The sequence below is a fragment of the Sulfuricurvum sp. genome, from assembly GCF_019163035.1.
In the GTDB taxonomy this organism is placed as follows: domain Bacteria; phylum Campylobacterota; class Campylobacteria; order Campylobacterales; family Sulfurimonadaceae; genus Sulfuricurvum.
The window spans coordinates 36,907-52,171 of record NZ_JAFLKV010000132.1; the positions used below are offsets into that span (position 1 = coordinate 36,907).

General features: G+C 45.5%; 18 protein-coding genes. 3 read left to right on the plus strand and 15 right to left on the minus strand.

The window, feature by feature from the left end; translation table 11 throughout:
* The first annotated feature begins 86 nt into the window (after positions 1–86).
* Positions 87–1,280: an NAD(P)/FAD-dependent oxidoreductase gene (locus JZU62_RS09735; RefSeq protein ID WP_295014295.1), complete on the plus strand. Its 1,194-nt coding sequence runs from the start codon at positions 87–89 to the stop codon at positions 1,278–1,280.
* Here the strand turns inward: JZU62_RS09735 and ligA are convergent.
* From ligA to JZU62_RS09810, 15 genes are all read right to left on the minus strand, one after another.
* On the minus strand, positions 1,206–3,218 hold the full coding sequence (gene ligA, locus JZU62_RS09740) for an NAD-dependent DNA ligase LigA (RefSeq protein ID WP_295014297.1): 2,013 nt from the start codon (positions 3,216–3,218) through the stop codon (positions 1,206–1,208). The genes JZU62_RS09735 and ligA overlap by 75 nt on opposite strands.
* Positions 3,215–4,180, minus strand: a complete 966-nt coding sequence (locus JZU62_RS09745) for a tetratricopeptide repeat protein (protein ID WP_295014298.1) — start codon at positions 4,178–4,180, stop codon at positions 3,215–3,217. The genes ligA and JZU62_RS09745 overlap by 4 nt, the downstream gene beginning before the upstream one ends.
* A gap of 70 nt (positions 4,181–4,250) precedes the next feature.
* Positions 4,251–4,541, minus strand: coding sequence for a type II toxin-antitoxin system RelE/ParE family toxin (locus JZU62_RS09750; RefSeq protein ID WP_295014300.1), 291 nt, complete (start codon positions 4,539–4,541; stop codon positions 4,251–4,253).
* Positions 4,531–4,836: a hypothetical protein gene (locus tag JZU62_RS09755; protein ID WP_295014302.1), complete on the minus strand. Its 306-nt coding sequence runs from the start codon at positions 4,834–4,836 to the stop codon at positions 4,531–4,533. The genes JZU62_RS09750 and JZU62_RS09755 overlap by 11 nt, the downstream gene beginning before the upstream one ends.
* 69 nt (positions 4,837–4,905) lie before the next feature.
* Positions 4,906–5,235, minus strand: coding sequence for a type II toxin-antitoxin system RelE/ParE family toxin (locus JZU62_RS09760; RefSeq protein WP_295014304.1), 330 nt, complete (start codon positions 5,233–5,235; stop codon positions 4,906–4,908).
* Positions 5,232–5,507: a type II toxin-antitoxin system Phd/YefM family antitoxin gene (locus JZU62_RS09765; protein WP_295014306.1), complete on the minus strand. Its 276-nt coding sequence runs from the start codon at positions 5,505–5,507 to the stop codon at positions 5,232–5,234. Before JZU62_RS09765 ends, JZU62_RS09760 begins: the two co-directional genes overlap by 4 nt.
* Before the next feature lie 133 nt (positions 5,508–5,640).
* Positions 5,641–6,432 (minus strand): HNH endonuclease, encoded by a 792-nt coding sequence (locus JZU62_RS09770; protein ID WP_295014308.1) that lies wholly within the window; start codon positions 6,430–6,432, stop codon positions 5,641–5,643.
* Positions 6,433–6,514: 82 nt separating this feature from the next.
* Complete coding sequence (locus tag JZU62_RS09775) at positions 6,515–6,994, minus strand: GNAT family N-acetyltransferase (protein ID WP_295014310.1); 480 nt, start codon at positions 6,992–6,994, stop codon at positions 6,515–6,517.
* 237 nt (positions 6,995–7,231) lie between these two features.
* Positions 7,232–7,474 carry a hypothetical protein gene (locus JZU62_RS09780; RefSeq protein WP_295014311.1) on the minus strand — a complete coding sequence of 81 codons (243 nt, stop codon included), beginning with the start codon at positions 7,472–7,474 and terminating at the stop codon, positions 7,232–7,234.
* A complete protein-coding gene (locus tag JZU62_RS09785) occupies positions 7,458–7,736 on the minus strand; it encodes a BrnT family toxin (RefSeq protein WP_295014312.1) in 279 nt (92 codons plus the stop codon). Before JZU62_RS09785 ends, JZU62_RS09780 begins: the two co-directional genes overlap by 17 nt.
* 84 nt (positions 7,737–7,820) lie before the next feature.
* Positions 7,821–10,040 carry an endonuclease MutS2 gene (locus JZU62_RS09790; protein WP_295014323.1) on the minus strand — a complete coding sequence of 740 codons (2,220 nt, stop codon included), beginning with the start codon at positions 10,038–10,040 and terminating at the stop codon, positions 7,821–7,823.
* A 13-nt stretch (positions 10,041–10,053) separates the two neighbouring features.
* The gene (murC, locus tag JZU62_RS09795; protein ID WP_295014313.1) at positions 10,054–11,364 is read right to left on the minus strand and encodes a UDP-N-acetylmuramate--L-alanine ligase; all 1,311 of its coding nucleotides are present in this window, start codon (positions 11,362–11,364) and stop codon (positions 10,054–10,056) included.
* A complete protein-coding gene (locus JZU62_RS09800) occupies positions 11,361–11,828 on the minus strand; it encodes a hypothetical protein (RefSeq protein WP_295014314.1) in 468 nt (155 codons plus the stop codon). Before JZU62_RS09800 ends, murC begins: the two co-directional genes overlap by 4 nt.
* The gene (locus JZU62_RS09805) at positions 11,825–12,961 is read right to left on the minus strand and encodes a succinyldiaminopimelate transaminase (RefSeq protein ID WP_295014315.1); all 1,137 of its coding nucleotides are present in this window, start codon (positions 12,959–12,961) and stop codon (positions 11,825–11,827) included. The genes JZU62_RS09800 and JZU62_RS09805 overlap by 4 nt, the downstream gene beginning before the upstream one ends.
* A gap of 57 nt (positions 12,962–13,018) precedes the next feature.
* On the minus strand, positions 13,019–13,813 hold the full coding sequence (locus tag JZU62_RS09810) for a polysaccharide deacetylase family protein (RefSeq protein WP_295014317.1): 795 nt from the start codon (positions 13,811–13,813) through the stop codon (positions 13,019–13,021).
* Positions 13,814–13,969: 156 nt separating this feature from the next.
* Here JZU62_RS09810 and JZU62_RS09815 point away from each other — a divergent pair, with 156 nt between their 5' ends.
* Entirely contained in the window at positions 13,970–14,431 is a 462-nt protein-coding gene (locus JZU62_RS09815; protein ID WP_295014319.1) for a MarR family winged helix-turn-helix transcriptional regulator, read from the plus strand.
* Positions 14,428–15,265, plus strand: an 838-nt coding sequence (locus JZU62_RS09820; RefSeq protein WP_295014321.1) for an efflux RND transporter periplasmic adaptor subunit, incomplete at its 3' end; no start/stop codon positions are given. The genes JZU62_RS09815 and JZU62_RS09820, both read left to right, overlap by 4 nt.

Here is a 15,265-nt window from a genome sequence, read left to right on the forward strand (position 1 = left end):
TGTGTTCCATTATTTTTTTAATACGTTATCGTGACATAACTTTGTTTAGGATACCATTGCGGATTAGTTTTAGGGTAAGGATTCAAATGCAATCAGTTCATGTGGTAATCATCGGAGGGGGATATGGCGGTATCCGTGCGATGGAGAAACTCGCCAATCACAGCCGTATTTCTATCACCCTTATCGATAAAAACCCTTACCACTATATGCAAGCCGAAGTGTACGATTTCATCGCCAACAAGGTCGATATGTCCGACGTGATGATCGATCTCCCATCATTAACAAAAAGCTTCGGTTTAGTCCAGTTTATCTGTGAAGAGGTAAACGGTATCGATACCGCCGCACAAAGCGTTTCGACCTCGACGCAAACACTTCACTACGATCACCTCATCATCGCCACCGGAAGCCGAACCTATTTTCCCGATTTCATCAAAGGGCTACGCGAAAACACTCACGGGGTCAAAAGTATCCCCTCGGCACTCGATTTTAAACAACACTTTGAGCGTTCACTCCTCAACCGTATCGAAGCCCAAACACGCAGATGTGAGGTAGAACCTTTTAACATCGTCATCGGCGGAGCGGGACTCTCTGGAGTAGAGATTGCCGCAGAGATGGCGGCGTATGCCAACCATTTTTATCAAAACGGCAATTTCGGATGCCGTGGTGTGGATGTCTACCTTATCGATGCGTATGAGTCGATTCTTTTCGGGATGGATCCGTTTTTGATCCAAAATGCGCATGATCGCCTTGTCCAATTAGGGGTACATGTTTGGCATAACAACCGTATCAGCGAAGTGCGCGCCAATGAGATTCTCCTCGATAACGGCAAAATACTCAGCTTCGAGTTTATGATCTTTACGGGGGGGATCGCCGCATCTACCCTCACCCAACATCTGGGATTTGAAACAACCCCAAAGGGTCATTTGAATGTCGATGAAAACCTCAATATCCCGAATCATCCGAATATCTATGCCATCGGCGATATCACCAATGCCCTCGATGAGAACGGCAAATTTATCCCGCCGACCGCACAGCTCGCCGAACGGGGAGCCGAGTGTGTGGCTAAAAATATCCTCCGTACCCTCAACGGAAAAGCTAAACAACCGTTTCGATATAAAAATCAGGGGGTGATGATCGCTCTCGGAGGCGAATACGGTGTTGGATTACTCCCCGGAGGGATCAAAGTAAAGGGGTACCTAGCCTATTTAATCAAAAAGACTATTTTTCGCCTCTACACGAGCCCCTTGCGTCACCGATCCGCTATCGGAAAGCGCCGATAAGGAGCGAAACTCGCTCTCGGTGAGCAACGCCACCCCTAGTTCCATCGCTTTATCGTATTTACTCCCCGCATCTTCACCATACACGACATAATCGGTCTTTTTCGACACGGACGAGGCAACTTTTGCCCCTAATTCTTCAAGTATCGCTTTGATATTATCGCGCGGTACGCTCATCGAGCCCGTGATGACAACACTTTTCCCTTTAAACGGGTTCTCGTGAGCTTCGATTTTTACAGGCGCTACGGGACTTAAAATTGTGCGTAAGTTTTCAATCTTCTCACTATTGACACGGACAAATTCGAGGATCGATTCAACCATCTCCCCCCCGAACCCTTCCAATGCCAAAATCTCTTCACGGCTAGAGCGATCAAACGCCGTTCCAAATGCACCGCACAATGTTTTAGAAGCCACTTCGCCGATATGCTCGATCCCCAGCGCATTGATAAAACGCCAACAATCGCACCCCTTTACCGCCGCAATCGCATCGATGAGATTACGGCTCTTTTTCTCTTTGAACCCTTCCAGTGATAAGAGCTGTTCCATCGTGAGACTAAACAGATCACTGAGTTCTCGCACCATCCCAGAGCTGTGGAGCGCTTCGACGATCTTATCCCCTAACCCGTCGATATTGAGGCATTGTTTCGAGGCGAAATAGATGATCGAGTTTACCACACGCGCTTCGCACCCCATGTTTTGGCATTTGATGAGCGCCCCCTCATCGAGAAGCTCACTCCCGCATACAGGGCACTGCGTCGGTCGTGGGATGATTTGCTCACTCCCGTTTCGTTCTGAGGCGATCACCTTAATGATTTTAGGGATGACGTCACCACTGCGGAGGATAATCACCTTATCCCCGATACGGATGTCTTTACGCTCAATCTCATCAAAATTATGAAGCGTCGAGCGCTCGACCGTAACCCCTTCTATATCTACGGGCTCGACGATAGCAACAGGGGTGACAACACCGCTGCGCCCCACCTGCATGATCACTTCGCGCAACGTTGTGAGTTTCTCGATAGCAGGAAATTTATACGCCGCCGCCCAGCGGGGGTTTTTGACCGTATAGCCCAGCTCATCTTGCACCGCGATAGCATCGACTTTGATCACCATCCCGTCCAACAGCATCGCGAAGTTATCCCGCTCAACGCGCATCTCATGGTAAAAGGTCTCGATCTGATCAGCACTCTCGCACAAATGAGTCATGTGGGGATTTCGAAATCCAAGACCATAAACCCACTCCATCCGCTCGGAGAGATTTTTGATCTCTATCGTGTTAGCTCCGATCCCGTAGGGCATGAAAACCAGACGGCGTGACGCGGTGATGCGGGTATCGAGCTGACGGAGACTTCCCGCCGCCGCATTTCGGGGGTTGGCAAACAGCGATTCGCCGTTGCGGAGACGCTCTTCGTTGATCTTCTCAAAATCCTCTTTGAAAATCACCACCTCGCCTCGTATCTCAATCCGCCCCGCATACTCGATACGAAGAGGGATTGACTGGATCGTTTTGGCGTTTTGGGTAACTTCTTCCCCCTCTACCCCATCACCTCGGGTAATCGCCTGCACCAATGCGCCGTTGTCATAGATCAGGTTCAAACTCGCCCCGTCAAATTTCGGCTCGCAATAAAAGCGTACTTCCCCGTACCCTTTCGTGATACGGTTTACCCAAGTCTCCAACTCGTCTCGATTAAAGAGATCTTCGAGGCTCCACATACGGCTCAAATGTTGTGCCTTGTCAAACTTGTCCTGAGGAACATCCCCTACCCGCTGTGTCGGAGAATCGGGGATTATTTCGTTTTGATGCTCATGCTCATACGCCACCACTTGGTGATAGAGGATGTCGTACTCTTCATCGGTCGTGATGGGATCATCGAGGACGTAATAGTGGTAGGAATATTTTTGGAGTTGTTTTACGGCACTCTGGTATTCGCTCTGGGTCATTTCTCTATCTTTTTATCTAAATAATTTTCAATCAGCTTCCACATTTTATCCGGTTCTTTACGCATAAATTTTACTTCTTCTTTTTGGGTCAAAGAGAGCTCTTTGGCTATCGTGTCGCGTATCTCTTTTGCCGTTTCGCTTCCGTTCTCGACCGCCATATCCAATAAAGCATACGCGATAACGTTGTTTTTAATAACCCCGTTTCCGAAAACAAACATCAACCCAAGATTCGTTTGCCCTTCCGAATTCCCCTGCTGTGCCGCTTTGACGTACCATTTAAACGCTTTTTGAGGTTCTTTTCTCCCCTCATACATTTCGGCTAATCGTACTTGCGCATCCGCGTATCCGTGTAACGCCGCTTTGTGAAACCAATCGATCCCTTGAACATCATTTTGGATCACCCCCTGCGCTCTCACATACATCAGCCCTAACGCCGTTTGTGCGGGTGGATAATCTTGCTCTGAGGCTTTGCGATACCAGTGCAATGCTTCTTTGTAGTCTTGCTCGACACCTCTGCCTGCATGATACATCTGGGCTAGATTATACTGTGCATCGGCATTGCCTTGTTCTGCCGAGCGATGGTACCAATGAAATGCTTCTGCCTCATTTTGCTCTACCCCTCTGCCGCTCTCTACCATCCATCCAAAGGCATTTTGGGCGATAGTATCCCCTTTGTGAGCCGCTTTTTGATACCAATGCGCCGCCTCTGTATCATCAGGAGCCACGCCGTATCCATACTCAAACATCTCACCCAGATTGGTTTGTGCGGGAGCGTATCCTTGGTGAGCGGCTTTGGTGTACCAATAGAGGGCTTGTGCGTAGTCTTGTTTGACGTAGGTACCATTGTGGTACATCACACCGAGCTTGTTTTGGAGCGTTACATCTCCATCTTCCGCCATTTTGACTATCTTTTTAAACCGTATAGCATGTACGATGGGATTAATGAGCTTACTTAGGAACACCTAATCCTCCTGCATTTAGTTTCGAGTTATTCTTGTTATTTTATCGTGACAAAACCTAAATCAAAGTATCTTATGAGTCAATTTCATCTTTGTAATCTTCATATTTTGTCAGTGCAAACACTTTTATCTCATCATCCACGATTTTATAAATAATCGTATACCCTTTAAAAATAAAATCACGAATATTGTCATCGTTATAATGAATCGAGCGGCTGCATCGATAAGGAAAATCGCTGAGGCTATAGCACTCACGCAAAATCTCACGACGAAATGTATGTGCCGCACTTGTTTTATCCTCGGCAATCTTTTCCAAAACAAACTGAAGTTTGGCGATAAAAGAGGGAAGAATTCTAACGTTCATACGAGTCGATAATCCGTTCGAGATAGACATCTACTTCTTCTATCGAATAGCTCCGTGAACTGTCGATACTCTCATGAGATTTTTTAAGATACTCTTTTTCGCTCATCGTATTCCAATAACGATAATCACGGAGTTGTTCATATTCGAGAGCGCTGAGGACGACCGCTTCGGGTTTGTTGTTTCGCAGTACGCAGATTTTATCAACTTCGTGGTTTGCGAGTTTGGAGAGGACGGCGCCGAAGTTTTTCGCGACATCGGTCGAACTCATCAGTTCGCTTGGTTTATAGGCTACCATCGTAATCTCCCGTATAATCTTACGGAATATTATACAGGTTTTTTAGAAAGTTTTAGAATAGTTGTCGATCTAATTTCTTAAAAGCTTTTGCAATAAAATTTCTTCCACATTTTGTCTTGAATCCAAAATAGCCATGATATAGACCGTATCATTGCCGACTTTGTAGATGATCCGCCAAGGCGACGCGATAACTTCTCTATAGTATGTTATCCCCTCTTTCTGAAGTTCAGGCACAACTCTCCCTTTTAAAGGGAAAAAATTACTGGAATGGGCTACTTTTTTGATTTTCAGATAAACATCATGGGCATTGCTCGGACTCTCATTTTTAATATACTCAACGATACTCAAAAGATCGCTTTTAGCATTGAGTGTCCATAGCAGTTTATAGGTTTTACTCATTTTTTTAGTAAGTCTTCTACCGAACGAAATACATCCTCTTCACTCTGCACATTGCCATTTTTTATATCTTCTTCGGCAAAAGAGAGAAGTTTTAAGAGTGAAATCGCATTTTTCATATCTTCATAACTTTGCGGGTCTTGGATAACCGCTTTGGCTTCACCATTTTGGGTGATGATCATAGGTCTATGCGTTTCATTGATATGTTTGAGTACGTCTGCCGCTCGGCTCTTCAAATAGGTAACAGGTTTAATATCATTCATCAGCTGCATCATAAACTCCTTCGGTCTTTATATGATACCGAATTAAGACTGATTGTGTCAATTTTGATTTATAGTGTTTTGGAAGTAGGGATTCATTCATGGGGATGTAATGCTTCACGTAAAAAAGCCTGTCTCCTTTTATTTGTTAGTACGCATTCTTATTATTTCTTTTGTTTATCAAATCTATCGATGGATGTAATTTTTTTTGTCTTGGCAATTGTATAGTCTTGAGATTCATTTCTATAGTTACCATTTTATCTACTTTGCTATACTTCTTTTTTTCATTGTTATTGTGCAATATCTTAAACTCGGAGTTAATTTTAATGATTTCGCTATCAAATAATTTATGGTGATTAGAGCATAACAAGATTCCATTGTTTGGAGATATTCTCTCTGCATTATTTGATTTTGACCACGGAACAATATGTGCAGCTTCTAAAGCCTCTGTGAAGCTAAAACCACAAATTGCACATTTATTTTCATAAGCTTTCAGTAATGCAGAACGAAAAATTGCTTGTGCAGTGCCTCGTACTTTGACTCTCTGGTATATTGCTTCTGCTTTCTTTGGATTTTCGATAATTTCATCTGCCAAAGAATCTGTACTATCGTTTTTGTAAAAACCTTCAAACGGATTTTCCACCAGTTGCCACGGATGACTAAAAACCTTCTCATAAGCTGTTTCAATATCATTGACATCCCATGCAATAAAGCCACCACCTGGAATTCCAGTGGTTTTTCCTACAACTATTGAGGTCAAAGGTGGTAATTTATAATCTATGCAATAATCTTGAATTGGTTCCAATGCTTTTCCCACACTAAGCGGATTCGTTTTTATGATTGGTGCAAGATCACTATAGGTTAGTTTATCTCTATTTATAGCAGCCCTTACCAAAAATGGCCATATAATACCTGCTGTATATTCCCAATTTTTTGCCATATTATAATCCTAAAAAATATTAACGTTTAAAATGAGCAATCAAAAAGCCCTTTGCAGATTCTTGATTGGCTCCTCTAATTTATTATATAGTTAATTTATATTCGTAGTACATTGTGCCTAAAACTATCTCTTTTTTAAAAAAGATAAACCCATTTTTTTCATAAAATTTTTGAAGCCCATTTTTATATTCTTTGTCTTCGATACGCACTCTAAATGAACCATTTTGTTTGAAAAAATTTATTATTTGACGACCAAAGCCTTGGTTTTGATTTGAATCATCTACATACAAATATCTTAATAATCTTGACGGTTCCATTACTGCAAATCCAATAAGTTTATTATCCTCTTGAAAGATATATAATTCGTAATTTCCTTGTTGAAGCATCATCCAAAAAACTGTCATTGCCAAAGATTTATCAGTTGTAACAATTTCATTAAATGTCATTTGCAATCCTGGGGATAGCATAACTTTCAATCCTGACGTAACTTTGTGAAGATTTAATACAATGAATGTTGCATATTCCATATACTGAGATTCTGAAGTGACCTTCATAGTGTCCATTTAAGTTCCTTGTATAACTATTTATTCATTCCAAACATGTCCATTTTTACCCAATTCCTAACAGATTATCAAACATTATAATATCTGAATATCAAAACCAAACCATCAAAATTAAACAAAATGACATATTTTTAGAGATTTTACTGTGAAATGAAAAGATTTGCAAGAGGAAAGGGGGATAGATCCCGTATCGAGTACGGGATGACGGAGAGCTGGATTCCCGCGACGAAGAGAATATTACCCCGCTTTTACCTGATGATTATTCGCATATACATCCAATAAGTTTCGTATCATTTTTTGATACTGCGTATGATGTTTTTCTGCCTCTTTTTTAAAAAATTCGACACTCTCTTTGGTCAATGAAATGGTGATTTTGACGGTGTCATCTTTAAAAATTAAATCTTTTGGTGAAGGCAAAAAATCGGCTACAATTTTCAAATCTCCGATGGGTTCATCTGTATATTTAACGGTTTTCTTCATAAGTTTTTTTTCCTTTTCTCCAATATCCTGCACCATAAATCCGAATGACGTTATCTCTGTAGGTAAATCGTACAGTGAGTATTTCACCATCTACTTTACCGATACAAAAATACCGCTTTTCGTCTTGGCTATGTTCCAAATCCTCTGCGATTATTCTCTTCTCATCCGCAAAAGCATATTGAGCATGTTCAAACGAGACATGATGTTTTTCTTGGTTTTGAGTATTTTTATTTTCATCCCAATCGAATTTGGTCTTTTTCATACAGTAAGTGTATCATCTATTTTATAAATTAGCAATACTTTTGTATGGGTAGTATGGTGTATTAAAGTTAAAGGACGGGAGCTTTTAGAGTCTCACAATCTTCGCCCCAAATCCCCCCAAATGCTGAGGAGCATCGACAAAGTTTTTGACACTCGGGTGCTCTTTTAGAAACTCTTTGACCGCAAAAGAGAGTTTCCCCGTCCCGATACCGTGATAGATAATCACCTCATCGAATCCCTGCAAGAGGGCATCCGAGAGAAATTTATCCATCCGCTCGCACGCCTCTTCCCCTCGAAGTCCGTGAAGATCGAGTTTAAGACCGCTTTTTTGGTCGATCTGTGAGGTTACCGTTACTTTGGGCTTTTTCGGGAGATTGCCACTGGGTTTGAGATCGGTGAGTTTGACCCGTAACCGCATCCCCTCCACCTCGATCATCGCATCTTTGGCTCCGACACTGACTACTGTACCGCGCTGTGTACGATATTTCACGCTCTGCCCTACTACATAGGTGATCGGCTCAGGTTCGGCGATCTTGATCGGTTCAGGTTTAGGGAGTTTGGCTTGTGCCTTGTTGAGCTGACGGTGGATTGCCGCCATATCCATACCCCGCGCCGCCTCTTTTGCCTCTGCGATAGCGAGATCATAGCCTGTACGAAGTTTCGCTTTTTCGGCTTCTAACTCGGTTCTGAGATACTCCCGCGCCTCTTTGAGATGACGCTCTTGGGATTTGAGGGTTTCGAGCCGTTCGTCTACTTCACGATTTTTCCGTTTCAGCTCACGCTCCAACTCACTCCCCCGCTCGATGAGTACACTCAGTTTTTCGTGGTTTTCACCGTAGAGCGATTTGGCGCGGGTGATGATGGCGGGGTTGATCCCGTATCGGGCGGCGGTTTCAAAGGCGTAGCTCTTGCCGATCACCCCTTGTAAAAACTCATAGGTCGGTAAGCGTCGCTCTTCGTCATACAACGCCGCCATCAGCTCCACATCATCACGATCCGCCATCAATGCGGCGAGACGTTTGTGGTGGGTGGTGACGATGATCTTTTGACCCCGTTTGATCAGCTCATCGAGGACGATAGCAAAGAGTGCCGCCGCTTCATCGCTGTCGGTTCCCAGCTCGATCTCATCGACCCCGACAAGGGCGCTTTTGTGCTCGAAGAGATGGCTAAACTGCACCATCCGTCCTGCAAAAGTCGAGATGTCGTTGCTGACGCTTTGGGGATCGTCGATGACTGCTTCGATCCGTTTGAAACTCCCGATCCGCGATTTGTGGGGGTTGATCTTCATCGGGATGAGATATTTCGCCATCAAAGACGCTGAGAGGAGCGATTTGAGGAGCATCGTTTTACCCCCCGCATTCACCCCCGTAATCATGAGGAGGTTGGAGCGGAAATCGACGCTGATCGGTTTGGGTTTGTGGATGGCGGGATGGGAGAACTCTTCGAGGACGATGTCGCCGTTGTTTTGGGGTTTGAGAATCGCAAAATCACGCGCTCGGGCAAACAACACCCGCGCTTGGTAATGATCGTATCGGTCGAACTCGCGGTCGCAAAAGCCGATGAAGGGGACGAGGTTCGAGAGTTTCGCCGAAAATCGTTTCGCGTACTCGTAGAGTTTCGTTTCCCGCTCTTGCAATACATAACGCAACTGTTCTTTGGAACGGAGTACCGAATCGGGGGCAACGTAGAAAAATCCCGCACCCGTCCGTCCGACCACAGAGCCTTTTAGGACGTGGTTGAATCCTCCGCGCACCAAAAGGGTCTCTTCGTCATTGATATAGTGGATTTGGGTATCGACGAGATAGGGAGCGAGTTTTTGGGTGTGAAAGAGGCGCTTGATGGAGTCGTTGATCTCCGTTTTGATCGCTTTGATCCGCTGCGCGATTTTATGGAGTTCTTCGTCGCGCGATTCGATAAAGTTCCCCTCATGATCGAAATACTCATCGATCTCGGCAAACACTTCGGGGATGATAATCGTCTCCATCCACTCGCCGATGAGACCTGCGAAGTTGTGGTTGCGCATAAGACGAAAATAGCGAACCACTTTGAGGAGTTCATGGATCTCTTCAAAGCGCAATACCCCTTGCTTTTTGAGGTGGTTGATAATGCTCTCAAAAGCTACACTCTTCGGCGGGGCTTTGAATTCCAACGCATCGAGGGCTTGGATATAGCGGTAGTGCCGTTCTTGATCCCCCTGCATCGCGATGTTTTGTTCGCGGGAGAAAAACTGCTCTAAAGAGGCGATATGAGGGAGAAGATCAAGCTTGCCGAAAAGCTCGGCGAGGTTGGAAGAGAGGGAACTCATTGAACGCACAATCTCACTTGGTTCCGCGAAGCTGATAGGTCAAATCCCCTGCCCCGAATCCAACGATGAGATCGTGATCGTACGTTTGAACCACGGCATCGCCGATGATCGATTCGATGGTATCGCCTGCGCGGTGAAGTTTGTCACTCAGCGTGAGGTTATAGTGTCCGAAACGCCCTGCAAAATCGATCTCACGCGGCTCTTCACTCGCCGCCCATACAGGGAGGATAACGAGTTCAGCACACCCTTCGAAACACGCAACAAACGCATCGAGGTTATCGATAGTACGAGAGTATTTGTGCGGTTGCCAAATGGCGATGATACGTTTGAACCCTTTGAGCTCCGCATAGATTTTAAGCGATTCCATCGTCGCTTTGATCTCGGTCGGATGGTGGGCGTAATCGTCGATGATAACACGGTCTGAACCTTTGAAAATCACGTCGAACCGTTTTTTGATCCCTTTGAAATGGAGGATATTCGCACGGATCGCCGCAACACTCATCGTCTGCGCCGCCGCTAAAATAGCAAGTGACGCGTCCATCGCGATGTGTTCACCGAATCCCCATACTTCAAATTCCCCCATATTCTTGAGAGTAAAGCGGGTGTAAGGCTCATCATCGAGGAGGGTATAGCGGATGTTGGTGATATCCTGACTCGGATAGAGACGGATCGCCTCACACTCCAATGTCGCCATAAACGGATCTTCCGCATTGATCACACGGATCGGTGCCATCTCGACGAAATGGCGATAAGCGTTATGAAACTCGTCGATGTTGTAGTGGTAATACTCCATGTGCTCCGGCTCAGCGTTGGTGACGATGGAGCAATACGGGTTGGAGTTGAGAAAACTCCCGTCCGATTCGTCGGCTTCGAAGAGCATCACGTCGGTACTTCCGTCATATCGGACGTTGGAGCCGAAATCTTTGGACTCCGCACCGATGATCGCACTTCCGCTCATGATCGAGGCTAAAATCGCCGTTGTCGTACTTTTGCCGTGCGCACCGCATACTGCGTAGACCTTTTTCTCTTTGAGGATACGCAAGAGTGCATCACGACGGTGCAAGACAACGATCCCTCTGTTTTTGGCTTCGATCACTTCCACATTCGTGTCACGAATAATCGCCGAGTGGATAACGAGATCGCACTCCTGCGGGATGTTTGCCGCATCATGTCCGATGGTGACCGTGATACCGCGATCAAGGAGACGTTGCGTGATATGGGTCGCTTTCATATCCGAACCGCTCACCTCATGCCCGCTGAAACGCATATATTTTGCCAGACCTGAAATGCCGATCCCGCCGATCCCGATGAAATGGATTTTCATACTCCGATCTCCTTTTTGAAAAAACTGATATAAAATTTCCCGCCGTTCTGCGTCGCGTTCATATCGACGTACTCATCAATAAAATCATCAAACGGGATTTTGGCATCACACGCTGCTCGGTGAACATTCATCGCCTCGCTGAATGCCTCATCATTGCTGATCCCGCCGATCACTTCGAACAACGCGCTTGCATCGGTTGCACTTCCCGCACTATAATGTTCAATCGCGTATTCATATAAGGCACGAAGGGTTGCAAAATCCTGAACCTCGTTCATGTCAAGTTTTTCGAGATTTTCCAACACATTCGTCATTCTCTCCAACGCTAAATCGAGGATATTGGCATAAAATGCCATGAGGGTATCTTCATCAAACGTCTCATGCGCCTGTGCTTCGAGAACGTACAAAGAGGCGATATCCCCCTCGCTTTGTGCCTGATAAATCTTCTCTTTAAGTGCTTCGGTCATTGTAGTGCCTCCTTCAGGCGATTAAGTGCTTGGATGGTACGAACCGTCTCTTCGACGAGGGCGATACGGATATAGCCGATACCTGGATTTTCGCCGTTTGCATCGGTGCGTGCCAGAAATTCCCCCGGCAACACTTTCACGTTATAGTCGCGGTAAAGTCGTTGGGTAAATTCGAGTGCGTTAGGTACTTTGAGCCAAACGTAAAAGGTCGCGTCAGAAGTCTCAATCCCTAAAATCTCCTGCGCCGCTTTGAAATTTTCCGCATACACCGCGCGCGCTTTTGCCACATGATACTCATCCGCCCACGCCATCGCCGAAGCAGCTTGAAGCGGAAGCGGAGAAGCGCATCCGACATAAGTGCGATACTGCGCGTATCCTTTTAGTATCTCAGCGTCCCCTGCGATAAATCCACTGCGTAGACCCGGTGCGGAAGAGCGTTTGGAGATCGAGTTGATGACGAGGACATTTTTAAACGACGTATTACCGACATAGATCGACGCTTCGAGGAGTGAGGGGATTTTTTGATCGGTATAAATCTCGCTGTAGCACTCGTCGTTGATAAGACAAAAATCGTGTTTGAGGGCAAGTTTCACCCAGTCGCCCAACTCCTCGAGACTGAGCACCGATGCCGTCGGATTGTTCGGGAAATTCAAGATGACCAAATCACATTCGGCAAGTTCTGATTCGTTGATGATCGGTTTGAAGCTGTTTTGCTCGGTGAGGTTGAGATGGATCACCCGTGCTCGTGTGGCAATCGCCGCACCCTCATAAATCTGATAAAACGGGTTGGTGTACGCCATGACTGGCTCTTTTTTATCAAACAGATAGTACTGAGGGAAATTAAAAAGCACTTCCCGTGTTCCGAACGAGCTGACCAATTCATTCGGTTTCAGTTTTACCCCGAAACGGCTCTCAACAAACTCGCGCATCGAGTCGTTTAGATACGCTTCCCCCGCTGTTTTCGGATAACGGCGAAGCTCTTCGGAATGTTTTGCCAACGACTTTTGTATAAAAGCGGGGGTCTCGAACTGCGGCTCTCCGATGGTCAAAGCGATCGGAGAATAGGCGCTATTTGGGGTAATCCCCTCTAAAAGGGAAGTGAGTTTTTCAAATGGGTACGGTTCAAAATGCAAAGGACATTCTTTATTGTGGAATTAATTACCTATATTATAGCGCCTTGATGCTGACATTTAGTATTTAACGACCTCTTTTTTAGAGGGGATCATCCGATCTTCGGTTCCGTCCACCATGTGTTCGAAATCTTTGATCGTATGTTTGCTCACCACCATATAGCGTCCTAACGCCATTGGATTATCACTCGATGAAGCGTGTTTGCGATCGATCGTAAATGCTGCCGTATATCCTGCATTTTTAACATCCACGAGGAGTGCATCATCGTAAATACCGAATACCCAAGCGAGATATTTGATCTCATGTCCCATTTTTTCTTCGAGTTTTTTCTTCGATCCGTTTAGCTGTTTATCGACCGATTTAGCATACTCCTCCGCAGAGAGTGTTTTCTTCTCTTTTTTGAAATTCGGATGCCAATAGGTGTGAGATTCGACGTGAAACAGTTTCGTTGTTTCGAGTGCTTGGAGCTGTTCCCACGTCATCGCGTATTTGGCGTTTGAGATCGCACTCGGATAGATAAACAACGTCACAGGGATCTTGTATTTTTTGACGATAGGAGCCATATCGCTATAGACGCTTTTGTGTCCGTCATCGACGGTAATTACGACCGACTTGGCAGGGATCGATTTGATTTTACCCTGCTCATATTGCATCGCCGTATCAAGTGAAATAACGGTATAACCGTTTGTTTTAAGCCACTCCATCTGCTCGGCAAATGCGGAGTTTTTGATCGTCATCGAATCGGCAACTTCCACCCCAAAACGGTGATAACACAACACTGGGACTTTTTTAGGAGCTACCGCACCCCATAAAGAACCTACCAAAACCGCAACCATCAAAAACCATCGAAACATACGCACAAAAACCCTTTTGTATAAAAATCGGCGGATTATAGCGCATATATTCTCCTGAACTATTAACATTATTAACAAATATCCCTTGACTTTCGAGACTCAAATAAAATACAATTCGCCCAATTAGTTGCATAATCAACTATTTAGGAGTTTTTTATGAATCGATGTGAATGCCCGATTGAAGAATCGCTAGGGTGTGTAACCAACCACTCCGCTATGGCGGCGCGCAATTATCTCACTCGTCAACTCGCCCTAAACGGGATTGATATGACGATTGAGCAGTTCAAAGTGATGGTCGTATTGTGGAAAGAGGGAACCTCTACCCAACAAAATATCGCCGATTTCGTCGGAAAAGATAAAACGTCCATAACCCGTCTTATCGCAGGTTTGGAAAAACGTTCTCTCATCCAAAGAGCAACCGCATGTTCGGATAAACGGTGCAATCATGTCACCCTAACAGCGCAGGGGATCGCACTGGAAAAACCAACCATGAAAGTTTTAGATGCAGCAACCCAGTATCTCCATCAAGGGATCGATCCAGACGAACTTGCTATTACTCTGCGCGTCTTAAAACAGATGTGCCTCACTCTCAACTACACCTCAAAGGAAGCCGAATGAACCGCCTTACTACTATTGCCCTATCCAGTGTACTCATCATTGCAATGAGCGGATGTGAACGTCCCAAAGCCGCAGGGATGGAAAAACCGCCAGAGGGTCCCGTACCCGTAACTACCACCGAAGTCAAAACGGGTGATTTTCCCGCAATCCTCCAAGCGACCGGACAAACACAAGCTTATAACACCGTTCAAATCTATGCACGCGTCAACGGATACCTCCAAAAACGCTCCTACACCGAAGGTTCATTCGTCAACAAAGGGGATACGTTATTTGTTATCGATCCAAGTGACTTGAAAAACTCTTTAGAGAGTGCTAAAGCGGCATTTGAACTCGCATCTGCGAACTACACGAATGCCAAAGCGGTACTGGAGCGTATCAAACCGCTCGCCGATGCTAACGCCGCCAGTAAGCAAGAACTTGACACGACAACCGCCAATGAGCGAAACTCGGCAGCGGCACTTTCAGCGGCTAGAGCATCCCTCGAACAAGCCAAACTGAACCTCAGCTATACCATTATCAAAGCTCCGATGAGTGGATTTGTCGATAAATCAAAACTCGATGTCGGTACCTATGTTGCAGCGGGGGCTAACGGTTTACTTACGACGGTCTATGAAACCAATCTAATGTACGTCAACTTTACCTTTAGCGAAAACGAAAAGCTTGCCCGACAAAACGCAATCGCGAGCGGTAAACTCACGACCCCTAAAGATGACAAGTATGAAATCGAGCTTACCCTCAGTGATGGAACGACATTGGCACGAAAAGGCTCTATCAACTTTATCGCACCGTTTGTCGATTCGACTACCGGAAACATCACCTACCGAGCCCTCATCG

Bases quoted from the DNA above. Each gene is read 5' to 3' on its own strand.
- JZU62_RS09735 (WP_295014295.1), top strand. From the start codon at position 87: ATGCAATCAGTTCATGTGGTAATCATCGGAGGGGGATATGGCGGTATC.
- ligA (WP_295014297.1), bottom strand. From the start codon at position 3,218: ATGACCCAGAGCGAATACCAGAGTGCCGTAAAACAACTCCAAAAATAT.
- JZU62_RS09750 (WP_295014300.1), bottom strand. From the start codon at position 4,541: ATGAACGTTAGAATTCTTCCCTCTTTTATCGCCAAACTTCAGTTTGTT.
- JZU62_RS09755 (WP_295014302.1), bottom strand. From the start codon at position 4,836: ATGGTAGCCTATAAACCAAGCGAACTGATGAGTTCGACCGATGTCGCG.
- JZU62_RS09760 (WP_295014304.1), bottom strand. From the start codon at position 5,235: ATGAGTAAAACCTATAAACTGCTATGGACACTCAATGCTAAAAGCGAT.
- JZU62_RS09765 (WP_295014306.1), bottom strand. From the start codon at position 5,507: ATGATGCAGCTGATGAATGATATTAAACCTGTTACCTATTTGAAGAGC.
- JZU62_RS09770 (WP_295014308.1), bottom strand. From the start codon at position 6,432: ATGGCAAAAAATTGGGAATATACAGCAGGTATTATATGGCCATTTTTG.
- JZU62_RS09775 (WP_295014310.1), bottom strand. From the start codon at position 6,994: ATGGACACTATGAAGGTCACTTCAGAATCTCAGTATATGGAATATGCA.
- JZU62_RS09780 (WP_295014311.1), bottom strand. From the start codon at position 7,474: ATGAAGAAAACCGTTAAATATACAGATGAACCCATCGGAGATTTGAAA.
- JZU62_RS09785 (WP_295014312.1), bottom strand. From the start codon at position 7,736: ATGAAAAAGACCAAATTCGATTGGGATGAAAATAAAAATACTCAAAAC.
- JZU62_RS09790 (WP_295014323.1), bottom strand. From the start codon at position 10,040: ATGAGTTCCCTCTCTTCCAACCTCGCCGAGCTTTTCGGCAAGCTTGAT.
- murC (WP_295014313.1), bottom strand. From the start codon at position 11,364: ATGAAAATCCATTTCATCGGGATCGGCGGGATCGGCATTTCAGGTCTG.
- JZU62_RS09800 (WP_295014314.1), bottom strand. From the start codon at position 11,828: ATGACCGAAGCACTTAAAGAGAAGATTTATCAGGCACAAAGCGAGGGG.
- JZU62_RS09810 (WP_295014317.1), bottom strand. From the start codon at position 13,813: ATGTTTCGATGGTTTTTGATGGTTGCGGTTTTGGTAGGTTCTTTATGG.
- JZU62_RS09815 (WP_295014319.1), top strand. From the start codon at position 13,970: ATGAATCGATGTGAATGCCCGATTGAAGAATCGCTAGGGTGTGTAACC.